The organism is Gordonia sp. ALPHA1B1 (assembly GCF_005502615.1).
GTDB lineage: Bacteria > Actinomycetota > Actinomycetes > Mycobacteriales > Mycobacteriaceae > Gordonia > Gordonia hongkongensis.
Window position 1 is genome coordinate 14,274 of sequence record NZ_SCOC01000032.1, and the last position, 17,362, is coordinate 31,635.

Annotated in this window: 15 protein-coding genes and 1 pseudogene; 8 read left to right on the forward strand and 8 right to left on the reverse strand. The window is 68.2% G+C overall.

Features of this window, described 5'->3' with window-relative positions; translation table 11 throughout:
- Positions 1 to 96: 96 nt before the first annotated feature.
- Complete coding sequence (locus FFS52_RS18325; RefSeq protein ID WP_137810530.1) at positions 97 to 489, reverse strand: helix-turn-helix domain-containing protein; 393 nt, start codon at positions 487 to 489, stop codon at positions 97 to 99.
- Between the two features lie 93 nt (positions 490 to 582).
- Here FFS52_RS18325 and FFS52_RS18330 point away from each other — a divergent pair, with 93 nt between their 5' ends.
- Together FFS52_RS18330 and FFS52_RS18335 are read left to right on the forward strand one after the other, a co-directional pair.
- Entirely contained in the window at positions 583 to 1,038 is a 456-nt protein-coding gene (locus FFS52_RS18330) for a hypothetical protein (RefSeq protein ID WP_240199402.1), read from the forward strand.
- A gap of 87 nt (positions 1,039 to 1,125) precedes the next feature.
- Positions 1,126 to 1,536, forward strand: coding sequence for an STAS domain-containing protein (locus tag FFS52_RS18335; protein ID WP_137810531.1), 411 nt, complete (start codon positions 1,126 to 1,128; stop codon positions 1,534 to 1,536).
- A 10-nt stretch (positions 1,537 to 1,546) separates the two neighbouring features.
- On the opposite strand, the gene FFS52_RS18340 is transcribed toward FFS52_RS18335, so the two are convergent.
- A complete protein-coding gene (locus tag FFS52_RS18340) occupies positions 1,547 to 2,311 on the reverse strand; it encodes an alpha/beta hydrolase (RefSeq protein WP_137810532.1) in 765 nt (254 codons plus the stop codon).
- A gap of 94 nt (positions 2,312 to 2,405) precedes the next feature.
- Between FFS52_RS18340 and FFS52_RS18345 the strand changes: the two genes are divergently transcribed.
- Positions 2,406 to 3,014, forward strand: coding sequence for a TIGR03086 family metal-binding protein (locus FFS52_RS18345; protein WP_068970588.1), 609 nt, complete (start codon positions 2,406 to 2,408; stop codon positions 3,012 to 3,014).
- On the opposite strand, the gene FFS52_RS18350 is transcribed toward FFS52_RS18345, so the two are convergent.
- On the reverse strand, positions 3,011 to 3,733 hold the full coding sequence (locus tag FFS52_RS18350) for an aspartate/glutamate racemase family protein (protein WP_068970589.1): 723 nt from the start codon (positions 3,731 to 3,733) through the stop codon (positions 3,011 to 3,013). The genes FFS52_RS18345 and FFS52_RS18350 overlap by 4 nt on opposite strands.
- Before the next feature lie 18 nt (positions 3,734 to 3,751).
- A pseudogene (locus tag FFS52_RS18355) lies at positions 3,752 to 5,263 on the reverse strand (NCS1 family nucleobase:cation symporter-1).
- Between the two features lie 246 nt (positions 5,264 to 5,509).
- On the opposite strand from FFS52_RS18355, the gene allB reads away from it, so the two are divergent.
- From allB to FFS52_RS18375, 4 genes are all read left to right on the forward strand, one after another.
- Positions 5,510 to 6,883, forward strand: a complete 1,374-nt coding sequence (allB, locus tag FFS52_RS18360; RefSeq protein ID WP_137810533.1) for an allantoinase AllB — start codon at positions 5,510 to 5,512, stop codon at positions 6,881 to 6,883.
- 57 nt (positions 6,884 to 6,940) lie between these two features.
- Positions 6,941 to 9,289 carry a helicase-associated domain-containing protein gene (locus FFS52_RS18365; protein ID WP_137810534.1) on the forward strand — a complete coding sequence of 783 codons (2,349 nt, stop codon included), beginning with the start codon at positions 6,941 to 6,943 and terminating at the stop codon, positions 9,287 to 9,289.
- Between the two features lie 55 nt (positions 9,290 to 9,344).
- Complete coding sequence (locus FFS52_RS18370; protein WP_137810535.1) at positions 9,345 to 10,274, forward strand: oxygenase MpaB family protein; 930 nt, start codon at positions 9,345 to 9,347, stop codon at positions 10,272 to 10,274.
- Between the two features lie 75 nt (positions 10,275 to 10,349).
- Positions 10,350 to 12,017 (forward strand): DNA repair helicase XPB, encoded by a 1,668-nt coding sequence (locus tag FFS52_RS18375; protein WP_321179980.1) that lies wholly within the window; start codon positions 10,350 to 10,352, stop codon positions 12,015 to 12,017.
- 1 nt (position 12,018) lies between these two features.
- Here FFS52_RS18375 and FFS52_RS18380 read toward each other — a convergent pair whose 3' ends face one another.
- The 3 genes from FFS52_RS18380 to FFS52_RS18390 form a co-directional block, all read right to left on the reverse strand.
- On the reverse strand, positions 12,019 to 12,423 hold the full coding sequence (locus FFS52_RS18380; protein WP_137810536.1) for a type II toxin-antitoxin system VapC family toxin: 405 nt from the start codon (positions 12,421 to 12,423) through the stop codon (positions 12,019 to 12,021).
- Entirely contained in the window at positions 12,420 to 12,692 is a 273-nt protein-coding gene (locus FFS52_RS18385; protein WP_137810537.1) for a type II toxin-antitoxin system prevent-host-death family antitoxin, read from the reverse strand. Before FFS52_RS18385 ends, FFS52_RS18380 begins: the two co-directional genes overlap by 4 nt.
- 132 nt (positions 12,693 to 12,824) lie before the next feature.
- The gene (locus tag FFS52_RS18390; RefSeq protein WP_137810538.1) at positions 12,825 to 14,504 is read right to left on the reverse strand and encodes a serine/threonine-protein kinase; all 1,680 of its coding nucleotides are present in this window, start codon (positions 14,502 to 14,504) and stop codon (positions 12,825 to 12,827) included.
- A 97-nt stretch (positions 14,505 to 14,601) separates the two neighbouring features.
- Between FFS52_RS18390 and FFS52_RS18395 the strand changes: the two genes are divergently transcribed.
- Positions 14,602 to 15,768, forward strand: a complete 1,167-nt coding sequence (locus FFS52_RS18395; protein ID WP_137810539.1) for a pyridoxal phosphate-dependent aminotransferase — start codon at positions 14,602 to 14,604, stop codon at positions 15,766 to 15,768.
- Between the two features lie 552 nt (positions 15,769 to 16,320).
- On the opposite strand, the gene FFS52_RS18405 is transcribed toward FFS52_RS18395, so the two are convergent.
- Positions 16,321 to 17,304, reverse strand: coding sequence for an LLM class F420-dependent oxidoreductase (locus tag FFS52_RS18405; RefSeq protein ID WP_137810540.1), 984 nt, complete (start codon positions 17,302 to 17,304; stop codon positions 16,321 to 16,323).
- Between the last annotated feature and the right edge of the window lie 58 nt (positions 17,305 to 17,362).

A 17,362-nucleotide genomic window follows, 5' to 3' on the forward strand; every position in this document is an offset into this window, starting at 1 on the left:
ACAAGGTATCGCCAGGCACCGACAATTCCTCCCGCCCCTCGATCAGAGGTCATGAGTGTTCCGCGGAACACTGCGCCGGCTGGCGGCGACCTCGACTCAGCTCGCCGCACTCTCCCGCTGCGCGACCTTGGGTTCGATCACCTCGGTCGCGTAGGTCTTACCCCACTCGTTGAGGGCGGTGACGAAGGGGCGCAACGCCCGTCCCTGTTCGGTGAGCGAGTACTCAACTCTCGGTGGGACTTCGGGATAGGCCGTGCGCTGCACGATGCCGTCACATTCGAGTTCACGTAGCTGGCGGGTGAGCACTCGTGGCGTGACCGGACCGACTGCCCGCCCGAGGGCGCCGTATCGCATCGGCCCCTCGAGAAGGTTCTTGACGATGGTCATCTTCCAGGAACCGCCGAGCACGGCGACGCTCACCTCGACCGGGCACACCTCGTAGGCGCGTCGAACCGGGTCGCGCAACACGGGATCATCCTGGTTCTCCATCGCACATCCCTGCCATCGCCGTGGACATTCTCGTCCATATGGACAATATTGTGCATACTACCGCCGACGTGCATCAGGCGTTAGACAGAAGTCATGTACCTTTCCGTCGACAACCCCGAGAACTCTGTAGACCAGGACTTCGCGCGCTTCACCTCCCCGACGGTCGGAGCAACCCTCGGCTCGGTCGCGATTCTCGCGACCGTCGCGACTGCGGCCCTCTCCGACACCGGAACACTGCCGGGGTTGCTCGGGATGGCCGGCGCCGGGGCGCTCCTGGCCCTGATGCAGATCGCCGTGCAGTGTCAGGCGGCGATACTCGTCCTGCGAGACAGACGATGGCTTCCGGCACTGCCGCCCGCGGCGATCTGCGCCGCGACACTGACCGCGCTCTACCTGCTGGCCTTCGATCACGCTGCCGGCTGGTACCTGCTCCTCATCAGCGCAGTAGCTGTCGCCGGGTATGTCGCGGTGCTCGGGGAGGGGCACGCAGCCATCCGCGTCTTCGACGGCGCCGAACGTCATATCGAGGACACACCAAGGCACCGGTGAAGCCAACTGCCGACGCCACCAGGCGGACCTCGAGGCGCTGCCATCTCACGGACGGGCGACTTCGAGCGAACAGGGAGGCAGGGCTACATGAGGGCAGACAGCTTCGAACCGGTGGTCGTCGACGATGACCAGGACGCGTCCCGGGCAGGTCGCGCGCTGGCAGTGATCTCGACGCAGCGCGATCAACTCATAATCCTGACTGTGCACGGCAGCATCGACCTGCTCACCGTCCCGCAGTTGGGTGCGGCCGTGCTGGAAGCAGTGAGCGAGCGACCCCGGGGGCTGATCGTCGACCTCACCGCCACCGACTTCCTCGCGTCGTCCGGCATCGCCGCGCTCCTCGCCGCGCACGCGGCCGTCACCCCGGCCGGCGGCCGGTTCGGCGTCGTCGGCGGGCATCCCGCCATCACTCGGCCCCTGCGGCTGACGGGCCTGGACGACACGCTCGACCTCTATCCCACCCTGGCCGACGCGTTCTCGGCGATGGTCCCGGACTGACGGCTCCGGCTCACTCCGCGCCGAGAAACTGGACGAGGACCGCGTTCACCGCCTGCGGCGCCTCGATGGGGATGAGGTGCGTCCCGGGGATCACGGCCAGGCGGGCACCCGGAATGGCGGCAACGACGTCGCGGCTGTGCTCGAGCGTCACCTCGTCGCGGTCCCCCTGCATGACCAGCGTCGGTGCTGTGATCGCGGCCAGATCACCGAGGTCGATCTCGGGTTCGGAGTTGATCATCGCCATCGTCTTGTCGAAGATGACCTGGAAATGCCTTGCACCGTCCGGGGATTCGGACGCGTAGTCGGCAGCGAAGAACTCCATCAGCTCGTCGTCGGCGGAATCGAGCGCGTCGAGGATGCCGCCGACCGCCCGGCCCGAACTGTTGTAGTACTGGCCGATCAGGACCAGATGCCGGACCAGGTCGGGCCGACGCAGCGCGACCAGCACACCCACCACCGCGCCATCGCTCCACCCGACGATCTCGGCGGGACCACCGATTACCTCGTCGAGGTAGGCGATCGTCTCCTCGGCCATGTCCGCGTAGTGGAACTCGTCGGTCACGTCCGGGCTGTGTCCGTGACCGTGACGTTCCGGACAGAAGACCTTCCACCCCGCGTCGACAAGGGCCGGCACCTGCCCGCCCCACGACGATGCACCCGAGAAGGCGCCGTGGAGCAGCACGAGCGGCTGCCCGGCGCCCTGGATCTCGTGCCAGACACGGGTATTCGGCGTCGGATGACTGATGGTCGTGTACTCGCGGATCGGAGAGGTCACGTGACCACCGTACGGGGGCATCGGTGCGGCCGATGAGAAACCGGCGTCGAGCGGGTCAGCCTTGTTGAGTGCACACACGACGAGAGGGAGTCCCATGCCCACCGACACCACGCAGGCACGATCGATATCGGCGGCCGCCGATCACATGCTCGCTCTGACCGCCACAGTCGCCGACGCCGACCTGGGCCGTCCGACCCCCTGCGGCGACATGGACCTCGCCGCGCTGGTCGCCCACGTCGACGGCCTGTCCCAGGCCTTCGCGGCCGCGGCGCGGAAGGACTTCGGACCGCTGACCTCGACGCCGCCGGACCCAGCGCAGAGTCAGCTCTCGACGCAGTGGCGCGACGACCTGCGTCGCCACGTCCACGACCTCGCCGACTCCTGGGATGACCCCGCCGCCTGGGACGGCATGACCCGGGCGGGCGGTGTCGAACTGCCGGCCGAGATCATGGGACTCGTGGCGCTGTCGGAACTCGTGCTGCACGGATGGGACATCGCACGTGCCATGGGCATCCCGTTCGACATCTCCGACGACATCCTCCAGGTCGTCTTCGACCTCCACTACCCACCCCAACCGCAGGAAGAGCGCGACGGCATGTTCGGGCCGGTGGTCGAGGTACCCGACGACGCACCCCTCGTCGACCGCCTCGCCGCCTTGACCGGACGGGATCCCCGGTGGCCGCAGGCGGCGAAGGCGGACTAGCGGTTGAACGGCCAGCCGGTGATCTTCTTCTCCCGCGGCGGGGCGTAGGTCCGTATCTTCGACGTCGAGAGCCCCATTCGGACAAGACCTTCGGCGATCGTGACCGCCGCCCGCACACCGTCGACGATCGGCACTCCGGTCGCCTCACGAACCTGCTCCTCGAGTTCGGCCATGCCGCCGCACCCGAGGCAGATCACCTCGGCGTGGTCGTCGCTGACCGCACGCGTGGACTGTTCCACGATCGCCTTCACGGCCCGCTCCGGGTCCGACTCGAGTTCCAGCACACCGAGTCCCGACGCCCGCACCGATGCGCACCGCTGGTCGAGGCCGGCGAGCTTGAGCCGGTCCTCGATGAGCGGGACCGTCCGGTCCAGGGTCGTCACCACCGAGAAGCGGTGTCCCAGATACATCGCCGTCGACGCCGCGGCCTCGGTGATGTCGACGACCGGCACCTCGAGGAGCTCCTGGAGTCCCTCTCGGCCGTGTTCGCCGTAACCGGCCTGGATGACCGCGTCATACGGTTCGGGGTAGGCGAGGATCGCGTCCATCACGGCGATCGCGGCGAGGTAGGACTCGAAATTCCCCTCACACGAGTCGGCGCCGAAACGCGGTGTGATCCCCACGATCTCGGTCCCCGGGGAGGCGACCGAGCGGGCCGAGTCGGCGATGGCCTCGGTCATCGACACGGTGGTGTTGACGTTGGCGACCAGGATGCGCACGGTGATGTCCTTTGTGGGTCAGTGAGTGCTGGCGACGGAGATCGACTCGCCCGACACCTCGGCGAACGGACCGCGACGGTCGGCGACCGCCAGGTACACGATCGCACCGAGACCGGCGCCGATGAACCAGGAGAACTCCGAGATCACCTCGAAGGCCGGGACGAAGGCCATCACCAGGGCGATGGCCGCAGTCGGGACGAGCGCGAGGATCGCCCGCATGTTGACCCCGTTCCGGTAGTGGTAGGCGGCGCCCGGTGCCTCGGTGAACAACGCGGGCACGTCGATTCGCGAACGGCGGACGAGCCAGTAATCGGCCATGACGATACCGAACAGCGGGCCGAGAAGGGCACCGAGTCCGCCGAGGAAGTAGTTGATCACCGCCGGCGAGTTGTAGAGGTTCCACGGCAGGATGACCAGGCCGATGATCGCGGCGACGAGCGCCGCGCGCCGGAAGTCGAGGTGGCGCGGGAACAGGTTGGACAGCGCGTAGATCGGCGCGACGAAGTTGGCCATGAGGTTCACGGCGACAGTGAGGATCAGCAGCGCGAGGCAGGCCAGCACCAGCAGGAACGTGTTGGGAACGGTCTGGACGATGTCCGACGGCGACTCGATGACTGTGCCGTTGATGCGGAACTGCGCTCCGGCGAGGGTGATCACGATGGCGCCGAAGAGCAGCATGTTCAGCGGGATGCCCCAGAAGTTCCCGCGCACGATCGCTTTTCGCGATTCCGCGTTGCGGGTGAAGTCACAGAAGTTGAGGACGAAGGTCCCGTAGATCGCCACCCACAGGCTCGCGCCGCCGATGATCTGGAGCCACATGTCCACGCCGGTCAGCGAATCGGGCGTCGACCACGCGATGGTCCAGTCGGCGTTGCTCAGCATCCAGACGGCCAGGGCGACCATGGTGACCAGGATGACCGGACCGGCGAAGGCCTCGTAGCGACGGATCATCTCCATGCCGTAACTGACGATGATCACCTGGATCACCCACAGCGAGACGAACGAGATCCAGCCCAGGGTGGAGAGCCCGAGGAAACGATTGGTGTCCAGGTCGGCGGCGCCGGGGAACAGCGCCACCAGCATGATTCGCAGGACGACCGACGCGAGGTAGGTCTGGATGCCGAACCACGCGATCGCCACCCCACCGCGGATGAGGGCGGGGATCTGGGCGCCGCGGAACCCGAACGAGATGCGGCTCATGACCGGGAACGGCACGCCCGTCTTCTCCCCCATGAAGCCGGAGAGATTCAGCAGCAGGAAGAGGAACACCCCACCCAGCACCAGGGCGGTCAGGATCTGCCACCCGCCGAGCCCGAGCGCGAACAGACCGATGGCGAAGGCGTAGTTGCCGAGACTGTGTACGTCGTTGGCCCACAACGTGAAGATGTTGTAGGTGTTCCAGCGTCGTCCGACGCGGCTGGTCGGTGCCAGGTCGTCGTTGTACAGCTTCGGACTCAGCCCGGCCGGGACGGTGCCGGTGACCTCCGAAACCGGTCCGTCGACGGGGGCTGTGTGCTACTCAGTGCTCATGTCTGCACTTTCGGTCGGACGGTCATCGATGACCGCGCTCCTACACTCGCGGAGTTCCGTGATGTGGAATGAATTTTCCGCGTTCGTGACAGTTAGCCTGACGATCGAGGCCGTTGTCAATAGCACGACACCGGCCTACTCGCGAGTTGAGTTCCGAAATGACGCAGCTTCATTCCATGATGAGGAATAACCTGGGTTAGTCTCTGGAACGACACCGGACACGGCACCAGCAAGGAGTCCCGCCCCATGACCGCAACACCCGATGCCCCGGCCGCTACTTCCGACGCACCGTTCGACCTGGTCGTGCGGGGTGAACAGACTCTCACCACGGCCGGCATCGTGGCCCGCGAGATCGGTATCCGCGACGGTCGGATCGTCGCGATCGAGCCCCTCGGCAGCGGACTGACCGGGGCCGAGGTCATCGAGCTCGCCGACGATCAGGTCATGATCCCCGGACTCGTGGACACCCACGTACACGTCAACGAGCCCGGGCGCACCGAGTGGGAGGGTTTCGACTCGGCCACCCGGGCGGCGGCCGCGGGTGGTGTCACCACGCTCATCGACATGCCGCTCAACTCGATCCCGCCGACCGTGAACGTCGACGCGTTGGCCGAGAAACGTGCTGCGGCACAAGGTAAGACACACATCGACGTCGGATTCTGGGGCGGCGCCATCCCGGGCAACGAGGACGATCTGCGCGGCCTGCACGACGCGGGTGTGTTCGGCTTCAAGTGCTTCCTGCTGCATTCGGGAGTGGACGAGTTCCCGCACCTGACGGCCGACGAGATGGAAGCCGACATGGCCAAACTCGCCGAATTCGACTCGCTGATGATCGTCCACGCCGAGGACTCCCGCGCCATCGACAAGGCCCCCTCCCCCGAGGGCGATGAGTACACCCGCTTCCTCGCGTCCCGTCCGCGCGGCGCCGAGAACCTGGCGATCGCGGAGGTCATCGAGCGGGCGCGCTGGACCGGCGTCCGCGCCCACGTCCTCCACCTGTCGTCGTCGGACGCGCTGCCGATGCTGGCCAGCGCGAAGCGCGACGGTGTGAAGATCACTGTCGAGACCTGCCCGCATTACCTCACCCTGCTGGCCGAAGAGGTACCCAACGGCGCGACGGCCTTCAAGTGCTGCCCGCCCATCCGCGAGGCCGGCAACCGTGAACTGCTGTGGGAGGGGCTGCTGGCCGGCACCATCGACTGCATCGTCTCCGACCACTCGCCCTCGACCGTCGACCTCAAGGACCCCGAGAACGGCGACTTCGGCGTCGCATGGGGTGGGGTCGCCTCGCTTCAGCTCGGGCTGTCGCTCATCTGGTCCGAGGCAAAGAAGCGCGGCATCGACCTGCCGCAGGTCATCGAGTGGATGGCGTCGAAACCCGCCGACCTCGCCGGCCTGCCGACCAAGGGTCGCATCGCCCTCGGCTGCGACGCCGACTTCGCGATCTTCGAGCCGGAATCCGCGCAGATCGTCGACGTCAACCGCCTCCACCACAAGAACCCGGTCAGCCCCTACGACGGCCGGGCACTCGCCGGTGTGGTCAAGGGGACCTGGGTGCGCGGGCAGAAGGTCGACTTCGAGACCGCCCGCGGTCGCATGCTCCGCCGCGGCGACGTCTGACCTCCTGCTGCCTGAGCCCCGGTCCCCGCTGCCTGAGCCCCCGGTAAGCTGGGCCGAATGAGTTCGGATGACCAGCACACCGGCCTGGCCGATGAGTTGGCGGCGCGTTCCGACGACGCGCTGACCGAGCTCCTCCTCGAGCGCCCCGACCTCGCCTCACCGACGCCGTCGGGGACGCGGGTACTGGCGCAACGGGCCCTGTCGGCGGCGTCGTTGGCCCTGGCCGGCGAGGATCTCGACATCCTTGCCGTCGCGGTTCTGGAAGAGGTCGCCGCCCGCCACAGCCGCAGCCCGAAGAAGTCGCGGCGTCCGTCGGTCACCACGATCGTCAAGGCCCTGTCCGGCCGCGCCGATGCGGCCGCCGTCCGCGCCCGTCTCGATCTCCTCCGACGCCGCGCGATCCTCTGGGGCGAGGACTCGTCCCTCGGCGCCGGTGAACACGTCGACTCCGCGATGCCGTGGAAGGCCAAGCACCTCAGTGGTCCGCTCGTCGGGCGGTCGGGCGAGGAGATCGCGGCGATGATCGCCGATCTCGACGAGCGACCCCTCGGTCTGCTGCACACCCTCGCCCGCGGTCCGGCCCTGGGCCGCAGTCGTGATGCGGCCCACGACGCCGACCCGTCCTCCCCGGTCGCCCGACTGATCTCGTCGGGCCTCCTCGCGCGCATCGACGATCAGACCGTCGAGCTACCGCCGATGGTGGGCGCCGTGCTCCGCGAGGAACCTGCTTGGCGCACAGACGTGTTGGAGCCGCCACCGCTCCACGAACCCGGCGCGAAGCCACGTTTCGGGGCCAAGGCGGTCGACGCCGCAGCCGGCGGCGAGGCACTCGAACTCATCCGTCACCTCACCCAGCTGATCGCGGTCCTCGGCGCGACGCCGGCGGCGGTGCTCCGCTCCGGCGCGCTCGGCGTCCGCGGGCTCCGTCGTCTGGCGAAGCTGACCGGTCTCGAGACACAGCGGGTCGCGTTCCTCGTCGAACTCGCCGCCTATCTCCGGCTCATCGACGCGGGCTTCCCGGATCCCCCGCCGCCCAACGATTCCGGCGAGCAGTCCTTCGCGCCCACCTCCACCGCCGACACCTGGTTGCACCAACCGCGCGAACGCCAGTGGCTCGCGCTGGCCGACGCCTGGATGCACATGCCGCGCCGCGCCTGGCAGGTCGGCGAACCCGATCGCGACGGCAACGCGCTGCCGACGCTGGGCTCGGACCTCCACGACGCGTACGCCCCGGTGCAGCGTCAGCTCATCCTGTCCACCCTCGCCCACGCCGACCCCGCGGTGGGAGTCCCCGCCGACACTCTCCTCGCGAACCTGCACTGGCACCGCCCCCGTCAGATCCGGCGCTTCAGCCGCCGCGTCGTCGCCGAGACCCTGCGTGAGGCACGGGAATTGGGACTGGTCGCGCACGACGCCCTGACCACCGTCGGTCGTGCGTACACCATCGAGGAGTCACCGGACTCCGACCCCGCCGACGTCGACGCGGCGGTGCTCGCCGCGATGCGCAAAGCCCTGCCCGAGCCGGTGGACCACTTCCTGACCCAGGCCGATCTGACGTTGACGGTCCCCGGCCCGATGACGCCCGAACTCGCCGAACAGGTGGAGCTCGTCGCCGATCTGGAATCGGGCGGTGCGGCGTCGGTCTATCGGGTCTCACCGGAGAGCGTGCGCCGTGCGCTCGACGCGGGCCGCAGCAGCAACGAACTGCTCTCGATGTTCACGAAACACTCGAGAACCCCGGTGCCACAGTCACTCACGTATCTCATCGACGACGTCGCACGACGCCACGGCCAGTTGCGCGTGGGCGTCGCGTCGGCGTTCATCCGCTGCGAGGACCCGACCGTGCTGGCGGCTGTGCTGCGCAGTGCGGCGGCCGAACCGCTCGCGCTGCGGGCGCTGGCACCCACGGTCGCGGTGTCGCCGTCGGAGGTCCGCGACGTGATCGATCAGCTGCGGGCGGCGGGATTCGCTCCGGCGGGCGAAGATTCGTCCGGAGCCCTGGTCGACCTCCGCGAACGCGGCAGCCGGGTTTCGGTGTCGCGGGCACGTCGGCAGGCCCAGCCACGCCGGAACGCGCCGTCGGAGGCACAGCTGCGGTCGGTGGTGACCCGCATCCGCTCGACCGACCGGGCGGCGGCGGCGACCCCGGTGCGCGGCGCCGTCACGACGACCCCGGTGCGGGCGAGCGGCGGAGGCGAATCCGCCACTGCGCTCATCCAGCTCGCACTGCGCGCCAACCGCAGGCTGCGCGTGGGATACGTCGACGCACAGGGATCGGCGAGCCGGCATGTGGTGACCCCGAAGATCCTCGGCGCCGGCCAGCTCGTGGCCGTCGAGGAGGGCAGTGATGACGAGCAACGGTTCTCGCTGCACCGCCTCACCAGCGTCGAGCTGCTCGACGCCTGAGTCCAGCGGGTAGAGACATCCTGTGAAAGACGTCTCATCCTTGGTAGCCTCGGGTATGACCGCGGCACCGAAACTCCCCGCTCGCGAACATCTCGGCCTCGTCGCCGACACCTACCAGCACGACCTCGTCGCGCGGATGAAACCCGCGCCGAAGCGTCGCCGGGTGAAGCGGCCGGTCGATCTGGTCACCGCCATCGGGCCTTCGCTCGCCGGCACCAACGTGATCATGCAGCTCGCCAATCCGAAGGTCGGGTACGGCGTCCACGAGAGCCGCGTGCCGTCGGGCAATGCGATCAAGCGGCCCATCAAACGGGGGCGCACCACCGGCACGTTCCTCGCCGTCGCACTGATGGGCTCCGACGACGACAAGGCCTACGTCCACGAGGCCGTCGGCCGCATCCACGACCAGGTGTACTCCACCCAGTCGAGTCCCGTTCGCTACAGCGGGAACGACTCGCGCCTGCAGCTGTGGGTCGCGGTGTGTCTGCTCAAGTACTTCATCGACCAGTACGAACTGCTCTATGGTCCGCTGAGCGCCGAGGAGAAGCAGATGGTGCTCGACGAGGCGCACCCGCTGGGCACCGCACTCAACGTTCCCCGGGACAAGTGGCCGGCGACCTACGACGAACTGCTCGTCTACTGGAACGCCGAATTGTCCTCACTGCGCATCGACGACCCGGTGCGCGACGAGCTCCGCAGCCTCGCCGACCTGTCCTTCCTGGAGTACCGGGTCGGAAAGCTCGGCACGCTGCTCCACGCCGCGATCGGGCCGTCGCTCGCCTACGCGATCAAGGCCGGGTTGCCGCCGGAGTTCCGCACGATGATGCGGTGGCGGTGGACCGAACGCGACGAACGCCGCTATCAGCGGGCGCTTGCCGGCTTCCGCCGCGTCGACCCACTGGTGGCACCCGTTCTGCGCGGGATCTTCCGGCTCAACATCATCGACCTGCGGGTCCGTCGCAAGCTCGGCATCCCCGTCTTCTGACTTCGCCGGGGTCTCTCGCGTCACAGCGCAGGCCCGACGCTGACAATCGTCGGTGCGATCTGGACAATGGAGCGGGTGACCGATGGACCCCTGATCGTGCAATCCGACAAGACGCTGCTGCTCGAGGTGGATCACCCCGACGCCGCGGCGGCGCGCGCGGCGATCGCACCCTTCGCCGAACTCGAACGCGCCCCCGAGCACGTCCACACCTACCGGGTCACCCCCCTCGCGCTGTGGAACGCCCGCGCCGCAGGTCACGACGCCGAACAGGTCGTCGATGCACTCGTGACGTACTCGCGGTACGCGGTGCCCCAGCCGCTGCTGATGGACGTCGTGGACACCATGGGCCGGTTCGGTCGCCTGCAACTGGTCAAGCATCCGGCGCACGGGTTGACCCTCGTCAGCCTCGACCAGGCGGTCCTCATCGAGGTGATGCGCAACAAGAAGGTCGCCCCGATGCTGGGTGCGCGCATCGACGACGACACGGTCATCGTGCACCCGTCCGAGCGGGGTCGCCTCAAGCAGGTGCTGCTGAAGGTCGGCTGGCCGGCCGAGGACCTCGCCGGATACGTCGACGGCGAGGCACACGCCATCGACCTCGCCCAGGACGACTGGCAGCTGCGTGACTACCAGGAGATGGCAGCCGACTCGTTCTGGGCCGGCGGCTCGGGCGTGGTGGTGCTCCCCTGCGGTGCCGGCAAGACGATGGTCGGCGCGGCGGCGATGGCCAAGGCCGGCGCGACGACGCTGATCCTGGTGACCAACACGGTCGCCGGCCGCCAGTGGAAACGTGAACTCATCGCGCGCACGACGCTCACCGAGGAGGAGATCGGCGAGTACTCGGGCGAGCGCAAGGAGATCCGTCCCGTCACGATCGCCACCTACCAGGTGATGACACGGAAGTCGAAGGGCGAGTACAAGAATCTGGACCTTTTCGACTCCCGCGACTGGGGTCTGATCATCTACGACGAGGTCCATCTCCTCCCCGCACCCGTCTTCCGGATGACCGCCGACCTGCAATCGCGTCGTCGACTCGGCCTCACCGCGACCCTGGTCCGCGAGGACGGCCGCGAGGGCGACGTCTTCAGCCTGATCGGACCCAAGCGCTACGACGCCCCGTGGAAGGACATCGAGGCGCAGGGGTGGATCGCGCCGGCCGACTGCGTCGAGGTCCGGGTGACGCTGACCGACGAGGAGCGTCTGCAGTACGCGGTCGCCGAGCCCGAGGAGAAGTACAAGCTCTGCTCGACGGCCCACACCAAGGTCAACGTGGTCAAGGCGATCCTCGACAAGCACCGGGGTCAGCAGACCCTGATCATCGGCGCCTACATCGATCAGCTCGAGGAACTGGGCCGCGAACTCGATGCCCCGGTGATCCAGGGCTCGACGAAGAACAAGGAACGCGAGGTCCTGTTCGACCGGTTCCGCTCCGGCGAGTTGCAGACCCTTGTCGTGTCGAAGGTGGCGAACTTCTCCATCGACCTGCCTGAGGCGTCGGTCGCGGTGCAGGTGTCGGGGACGTTCGGGTCACGCCAGGAGGAGGCCCAGCGGCTCGGCCGGTTGTTGCGACCGAAACGCGATGGCGGACAGGCGCATTTCTACTCGGTGGTGTCGCGCGACACCCTCGACGCCGACTACGCCGCGCACCGCCAACGGTTCCTCGCCGAGCAGGGATACGCCTACCGCATCACCGACGCCGACGACCTCCTGGGCCCGACGATCGGTGAGGGTTCAGCCGGCTGAGTCACAACTCGGCGCCTGGAGCGACCACCGGATAACCGAGCGCAGACGCACCCGCCGTGAGTCGTTGGTCGTAGGCGACGAACGCGGTCATCTCGGCGCGGATCACGGTTGCCGAGGCCAAGTGCAAGGCGTCGAGCGAGCGCAGCGAGGACGGGCCGATCGATTCGGCGATGTCGATGACGGCGGCGCTCAGCGGGATCACGTCCAGAGCATCGAGGAGATCACGCGCTCGCTCATGAAGGCCCGGGCTGCCATCACGCAACGCGGTGCGCATCAATTCGACTCGTCCCAGCGCACTCGTCACGGTCGGGACCCCTGGACGCAGCGCGAACCACTCGATCAGCGGTGCGGTCTCGGCCTCGCGCACCACGAGTTTCACCATCGCTGAGGTGTCGAGATAGATCAACGATCCTCGCGAACCTGGTCGAGGACTTTGGTGAGCGCGCGCGTCGGCAACGTCTCGGGGTGCAGCCCGGTTATGCCGCCCGCACTGCGGGCCGGCACGAGTATCCCGGCCTCGATGAGCGCTTCTCTACTTCTTTCCCCCGCAGACACCGGGACCAACCGCGCAACCGTGCGGCCTCGGTTGGTGATGGCCAACTCTTCCCCGGCCTCGACTTGCGCGAGATACCGCGAGGCGTGCTGCCTGAGCTCGCGGATACCGATCGTCCTCATTCCTGCAGGGTAGCACCTGAAGTGCTACTTGCCCCGTGCTCCCTGAGGAGCGCCCGGAGCTTGCGGAGGGCGCGTCCACTGCTCCCTGAGGAGCGCCCGGAGCTTGCGGAGGGCGCGTCACGAAGGGTCGATTCACGTCTCGACGAGGCAGTACCCGATCGACTCCGGCTCGTAGAAAACCCATGTCGTCTCCTCGCCCGAACAAGTCACCGACGCATCCGACCGCGTCGTGACACGGGCGAGGACGGTCTGCGCCGTTGCGGCGCTCGTGCAGGGGGCTTCCCGGTAGTCGGCGAGGGAACCGCCCGACAGCGGCACCAGATAACACAGATCCTCGTAGAAATTCGGCGTGAGACAGACCTTGTCGGAGCTGCCCGGGAAGGTGAGTGTCGAGTTCTGCGGGCTCGCACACGATGTCGACGCGGCGATCTTCGAGGCGGTGTAGAAGTTGAGACCGGCCGAGTCGCAGTCGACCTTCGACGCGTTCACGCTCGTCGCCGATCCGGAGTCGGTCGCGATGCCGATGCACTCGCCGACCTGCACGTCCCCCGGTCCGTTGACCGGCGACGTGGAGGAGTCGGTGGTGCGGGGAGCAGACGTGCCGGCGGCGGACGTCGAGGTCTCCGGCCCGGCGGCCGTGGTGGAGCGCGACGTCGAGGTGTCACTCGCGGTCGGTGCACTCGACACCTGCGTCGCCACGTAGACGACCCCGGCCGCGATCGCGAGCACGAGGACGGCCGCGAGTGACCCCAGTGCGATCAGCAGCCCGGACCGCTTCTTCGGCGGTGGTGGTGGTGCGTAGCCACCCTGCGAGGGGAACCCGCCGGGGTAGGTCCCCGGCTGCGACTGATACGGCGAATACTGCTGCGGCCCTTGGGAATAGGACACGGGGTTCACCGGAACGGGCGGGGCCGCCGGAACCGGCGGCACGGGCGACGGCGCGCGCACCGTCGGCTCCTTGGACAGCTGAGGAACGGTGAGCGCGCGTTCGAGGTCGACGGCGAAGTCGCGGCACGACCCGTACCGGCGGTCCGGCTCTTTCGCGAGGGCGCGACCGAACACCGCGTCGACATCGCCCGAAATACCCGGACGCAGGGTGGACGGTCGCGGCGGCATCGCCTGCAGGTGGCCGGCGATGATCGAGGCGGTGCCGGCACCCTGGAACGGCGGCCGCCCGGTGAGCAGTTCGAAGACGGTGGCCGCGAGCGCGTACTGGTCGGCGCGACCGTCGACCGGATCGCCGAGCAACTGTTCGGGTGAGGCATACGCGACGGTGCCGAGGAAGACGTTGGTCCAGGTGAGATGACTGACGTCCTGCTCCGACTTGGCGATCCCGAAGTCCGCGAGCAACACTCGCGGCTCCGGACCACCCGCGCCCTGCAGCAGGATGTTGGCCGGCTTGACGTCGCGATGAAGCAGCCCCGTCGCGTGGGCCCGGTCGAGCGCGGCGCCCACCGCGCGCACGATCGCGATCACCGTCGCGGTGTCGAGTCCCCGCGGGTTCTGCCGAAGCAGCTTCAGCGCGTCGATGCCGTCGATGTACTCCATCGCGATCCATAGGTGGCCGTCGTACTCACCGGAATTGAAGATCGTCACGATCGACGGGTGGACGACGCTCGAGGCGTGCTCGGCCTCTTTGACGAACCGCTGCCGGTACATCGGGTCGCGACTGAGATCGGCGGGCAACACCTTCAGCGCCTCGTTCCGTGGCAGGTGCGGGTGCCGCGCAAGGTAGATCTCGCCCATGCCACCCCGGCCGACGAGTCGGATGATGGTGTAGCCGGCGAAGTGCTCGCCGGGATTGCGCGGCATCGCTCCTCCTCACCCGTGTCGGCGACTGGGGTCAGTCTGTCACCCCCGCAGCGCCCACCGCGACCGTTGAAGAGAGGACCTGTGCCACTGTTGGAACATGTCATCCGCGAACCGGACAGTCGACCGCCTGCGTCCGTTCACCACGACGATCTTCGCCGAGATGTCGGCGCTGGCCGTCGAGCACGACGCCGTGAACCTCGGACAGGGCTTTCCCGACACCGACGGGCCGGCATCGATGCTCGATGCCGCGCGCGAAGCCATCAGTGACGGTCGCAATCAGTACCCGCCGGGTATCGGTGTGCCGGAGTTGCGGCACGCGGTCGCGCGGCAGCAGCGTGACCGGTACGGCCTGGACTACGACCCCGACCGCGAGGTGTTGATCACGGTCGGCGCGACCGAGGCGATCGCCGGTGCCGTCGTCGGTCTGGTGGAGCCGGGTGACGAGGTCATCATGATCGAGCCCTACTACGACGCCTACGCCGCCGCTGTCGCGATGGCCGGGGGTGTGCGGCGCGTCGTGCCGCTGGTCCCCGACGGCGACGGCTTCCGTCTTGATCGCGAGCGGCTCGCCGCGGCCTTCGGGCCGAAGACGTCGATGGTGGTGGTGAACAGCCCGCACAATCCGACGGGGACCGTGCTGTCGACCGACGACCTCGCCGAGATCGCACGGCTGTGCGTCGAGCACGACGTCATCGCCGTCACCGACGAGGTCTACGAATACCTCGTCTTCGACGGACGGACGCACACCCCGCTCGCGGCGCTACCGGGTATGCGGGAACGCACGCTGCGTATCTCCAGCTCCGGCAAGACCTTCAACTGCACCGGCTGGAAGGTCGGCTGGGTGAGCGGTCCGCCCGAGCTCGTCGGCGCGGCGCGGACGGCGAAGCAATACATGTCCTATGTCGGCTCCGGGCCGTTCCAACCCGCGGTGGCACACGCGCTGGAGCACGAGTTGGACTGGGTCCGCGAGTCGGCGCGGGGGCTGCAGGCCAAACGCGACCTGATCTCGACCGCGCTGTCCGACGCCGGTTTCGTCGTACACCGTAGCGAGGCAACCTATTTCGTCTGTGCCGACCCTCGTCCCCTCGGCGTCGACGACGGCATCGAGTTCTGCCGAACGCTGCCCGAACGCATCGGCGTGGCCGCGGTGCCGGTCTGTGTGTTCACCGACGACCGCGAACCCTGGCACCACATGCTCCGGTTCGCGTTCGCCAAACGCGACGACGTGATCGCCGAAGCCGCCGAGCGGTTGCGCCGGTTGTGACTCCACCCCGCCGGTTGAGCCGGCACCGAGCGGAGCCGCCGGGCCGAGCAAGCGACGAAGGAGCGCGTCGAGGTCGAGGCGCCGAGTCGAAGCCACTTGGTGACCACCCCCGCTGGTTGAGCCGGCCCCGAGCGCAGCCGCCGGGCCGAGCAAGCGACGAAGGAGCGCGTCGAGGTCGAGGCGCCGAGTCGAAGCCACCTGGCGACCACCCCCGCTGGTTGAGCCGGCACCGAGCGCAGCCGCCGGGCCGAGCAAGCGACAAAGGAGCGCGTCGAGGTCGAGGCGCCGAGTCGAAGCCACTTGGCGACCACCCCCGCTGGTTGAGCCGGCACCGAGCGCAGCGAGGCGCCGAGTCGAAGCCACTTGGTGACCACCCCCGCTGGTTGAGCCGGCACCGAGCGCAGCGAGGCGCCGAGTCGAAGCCACTTGGCGACCACCCCCGCTGGTTGAGCCGGCACCGAGCGCAGCGAGGCGCCGAGTCGAAGCCACTTGGTGACCTCGACAAGCTCGGCCAGCGGAAGGAGGCTCGGCCAGCGGGCGGGGCAATGCGGCTCAGCGCAGCGCCGGGATCACCCGCTGCTCGAACATCTCGAGGTCCTCGCGGTCGACGGCGATGTTCGGGAAGTAGCAGATCCCGTAGGACATCCCGGCGTCGGCGAGCCCGCGAAGGTTCTCGGCGACCTGTTCAGGCGTCCCAACCGCGGGCATCCCCCGGAACGCGCCCAAACTGCCGGACGCCGCGTCGGGTCCGACGATATTGCTCAGCCGGGCTTCGAGGTCGGTGAGCTTGCGCTCCACGTCGGCCTCGGTCTCGCCGAGCATCACGTTGTAATTGGCCGAGCGGGTGATCGACTCGAAGTCGCGTCCGAGGTCGGCGCAATGTTGTTGCAGGACCGACGATTTGTGCGCGAACCCGTCCGGCGTGCCGTCGAAGTTGGTGTAGTCGGCGTACTTCGCCGCGATCCGCAACGTCTTCTTCTCCCCGCCGCCGGCGATCCATAGTGGCAGCCGCCCGGCCGTGGGCTGCGGGGCGCAGATGGCGTCGTCGACGGTGTAGTGCTTGCCGTCGAGCGTCGCCCGTCCGGTCTCCCAGGCCTGCTTCATGATCTGCACTCCCTCGTCGAGCCGCGCCAGCCGCTCACCCGCCGACGGGAATCCGTAACCGTATGCACGCCATTCGTGTTCGTACCAGCCGCCACCGATGCCCATCTGCACGCGACCGCCGGAGATCAGGTCCGCGGTGGCGGCGACCTTCGCGAGGTACATCGGGTTGCGATAACCCATCGCGGTGCACATCTGGCCGATCTCGACCCGACTCGTGGTGGCGGCCAGGGCGGCCACGAGAGTCCACGCCTCATGCGTGGCCTCGTCGGTGGGCAGCGGGACGGTGTGGAAGTGGTCGTACACCCAGATCGAGTCCCAGCCGCCCGACTCGGCGCGGTCGGCGACCGACGACATCACCCCCCACTGGTCCGCAGGTTCCACACCCACGAGATCGAGACGCCAGCCCTGGGGAATGAAGAGTCCGAATCGCATGCGGTCCAACTTACGCGCCGCGATCTCTTGGAAACTTACAAGCAGTCCGGACTGTTTG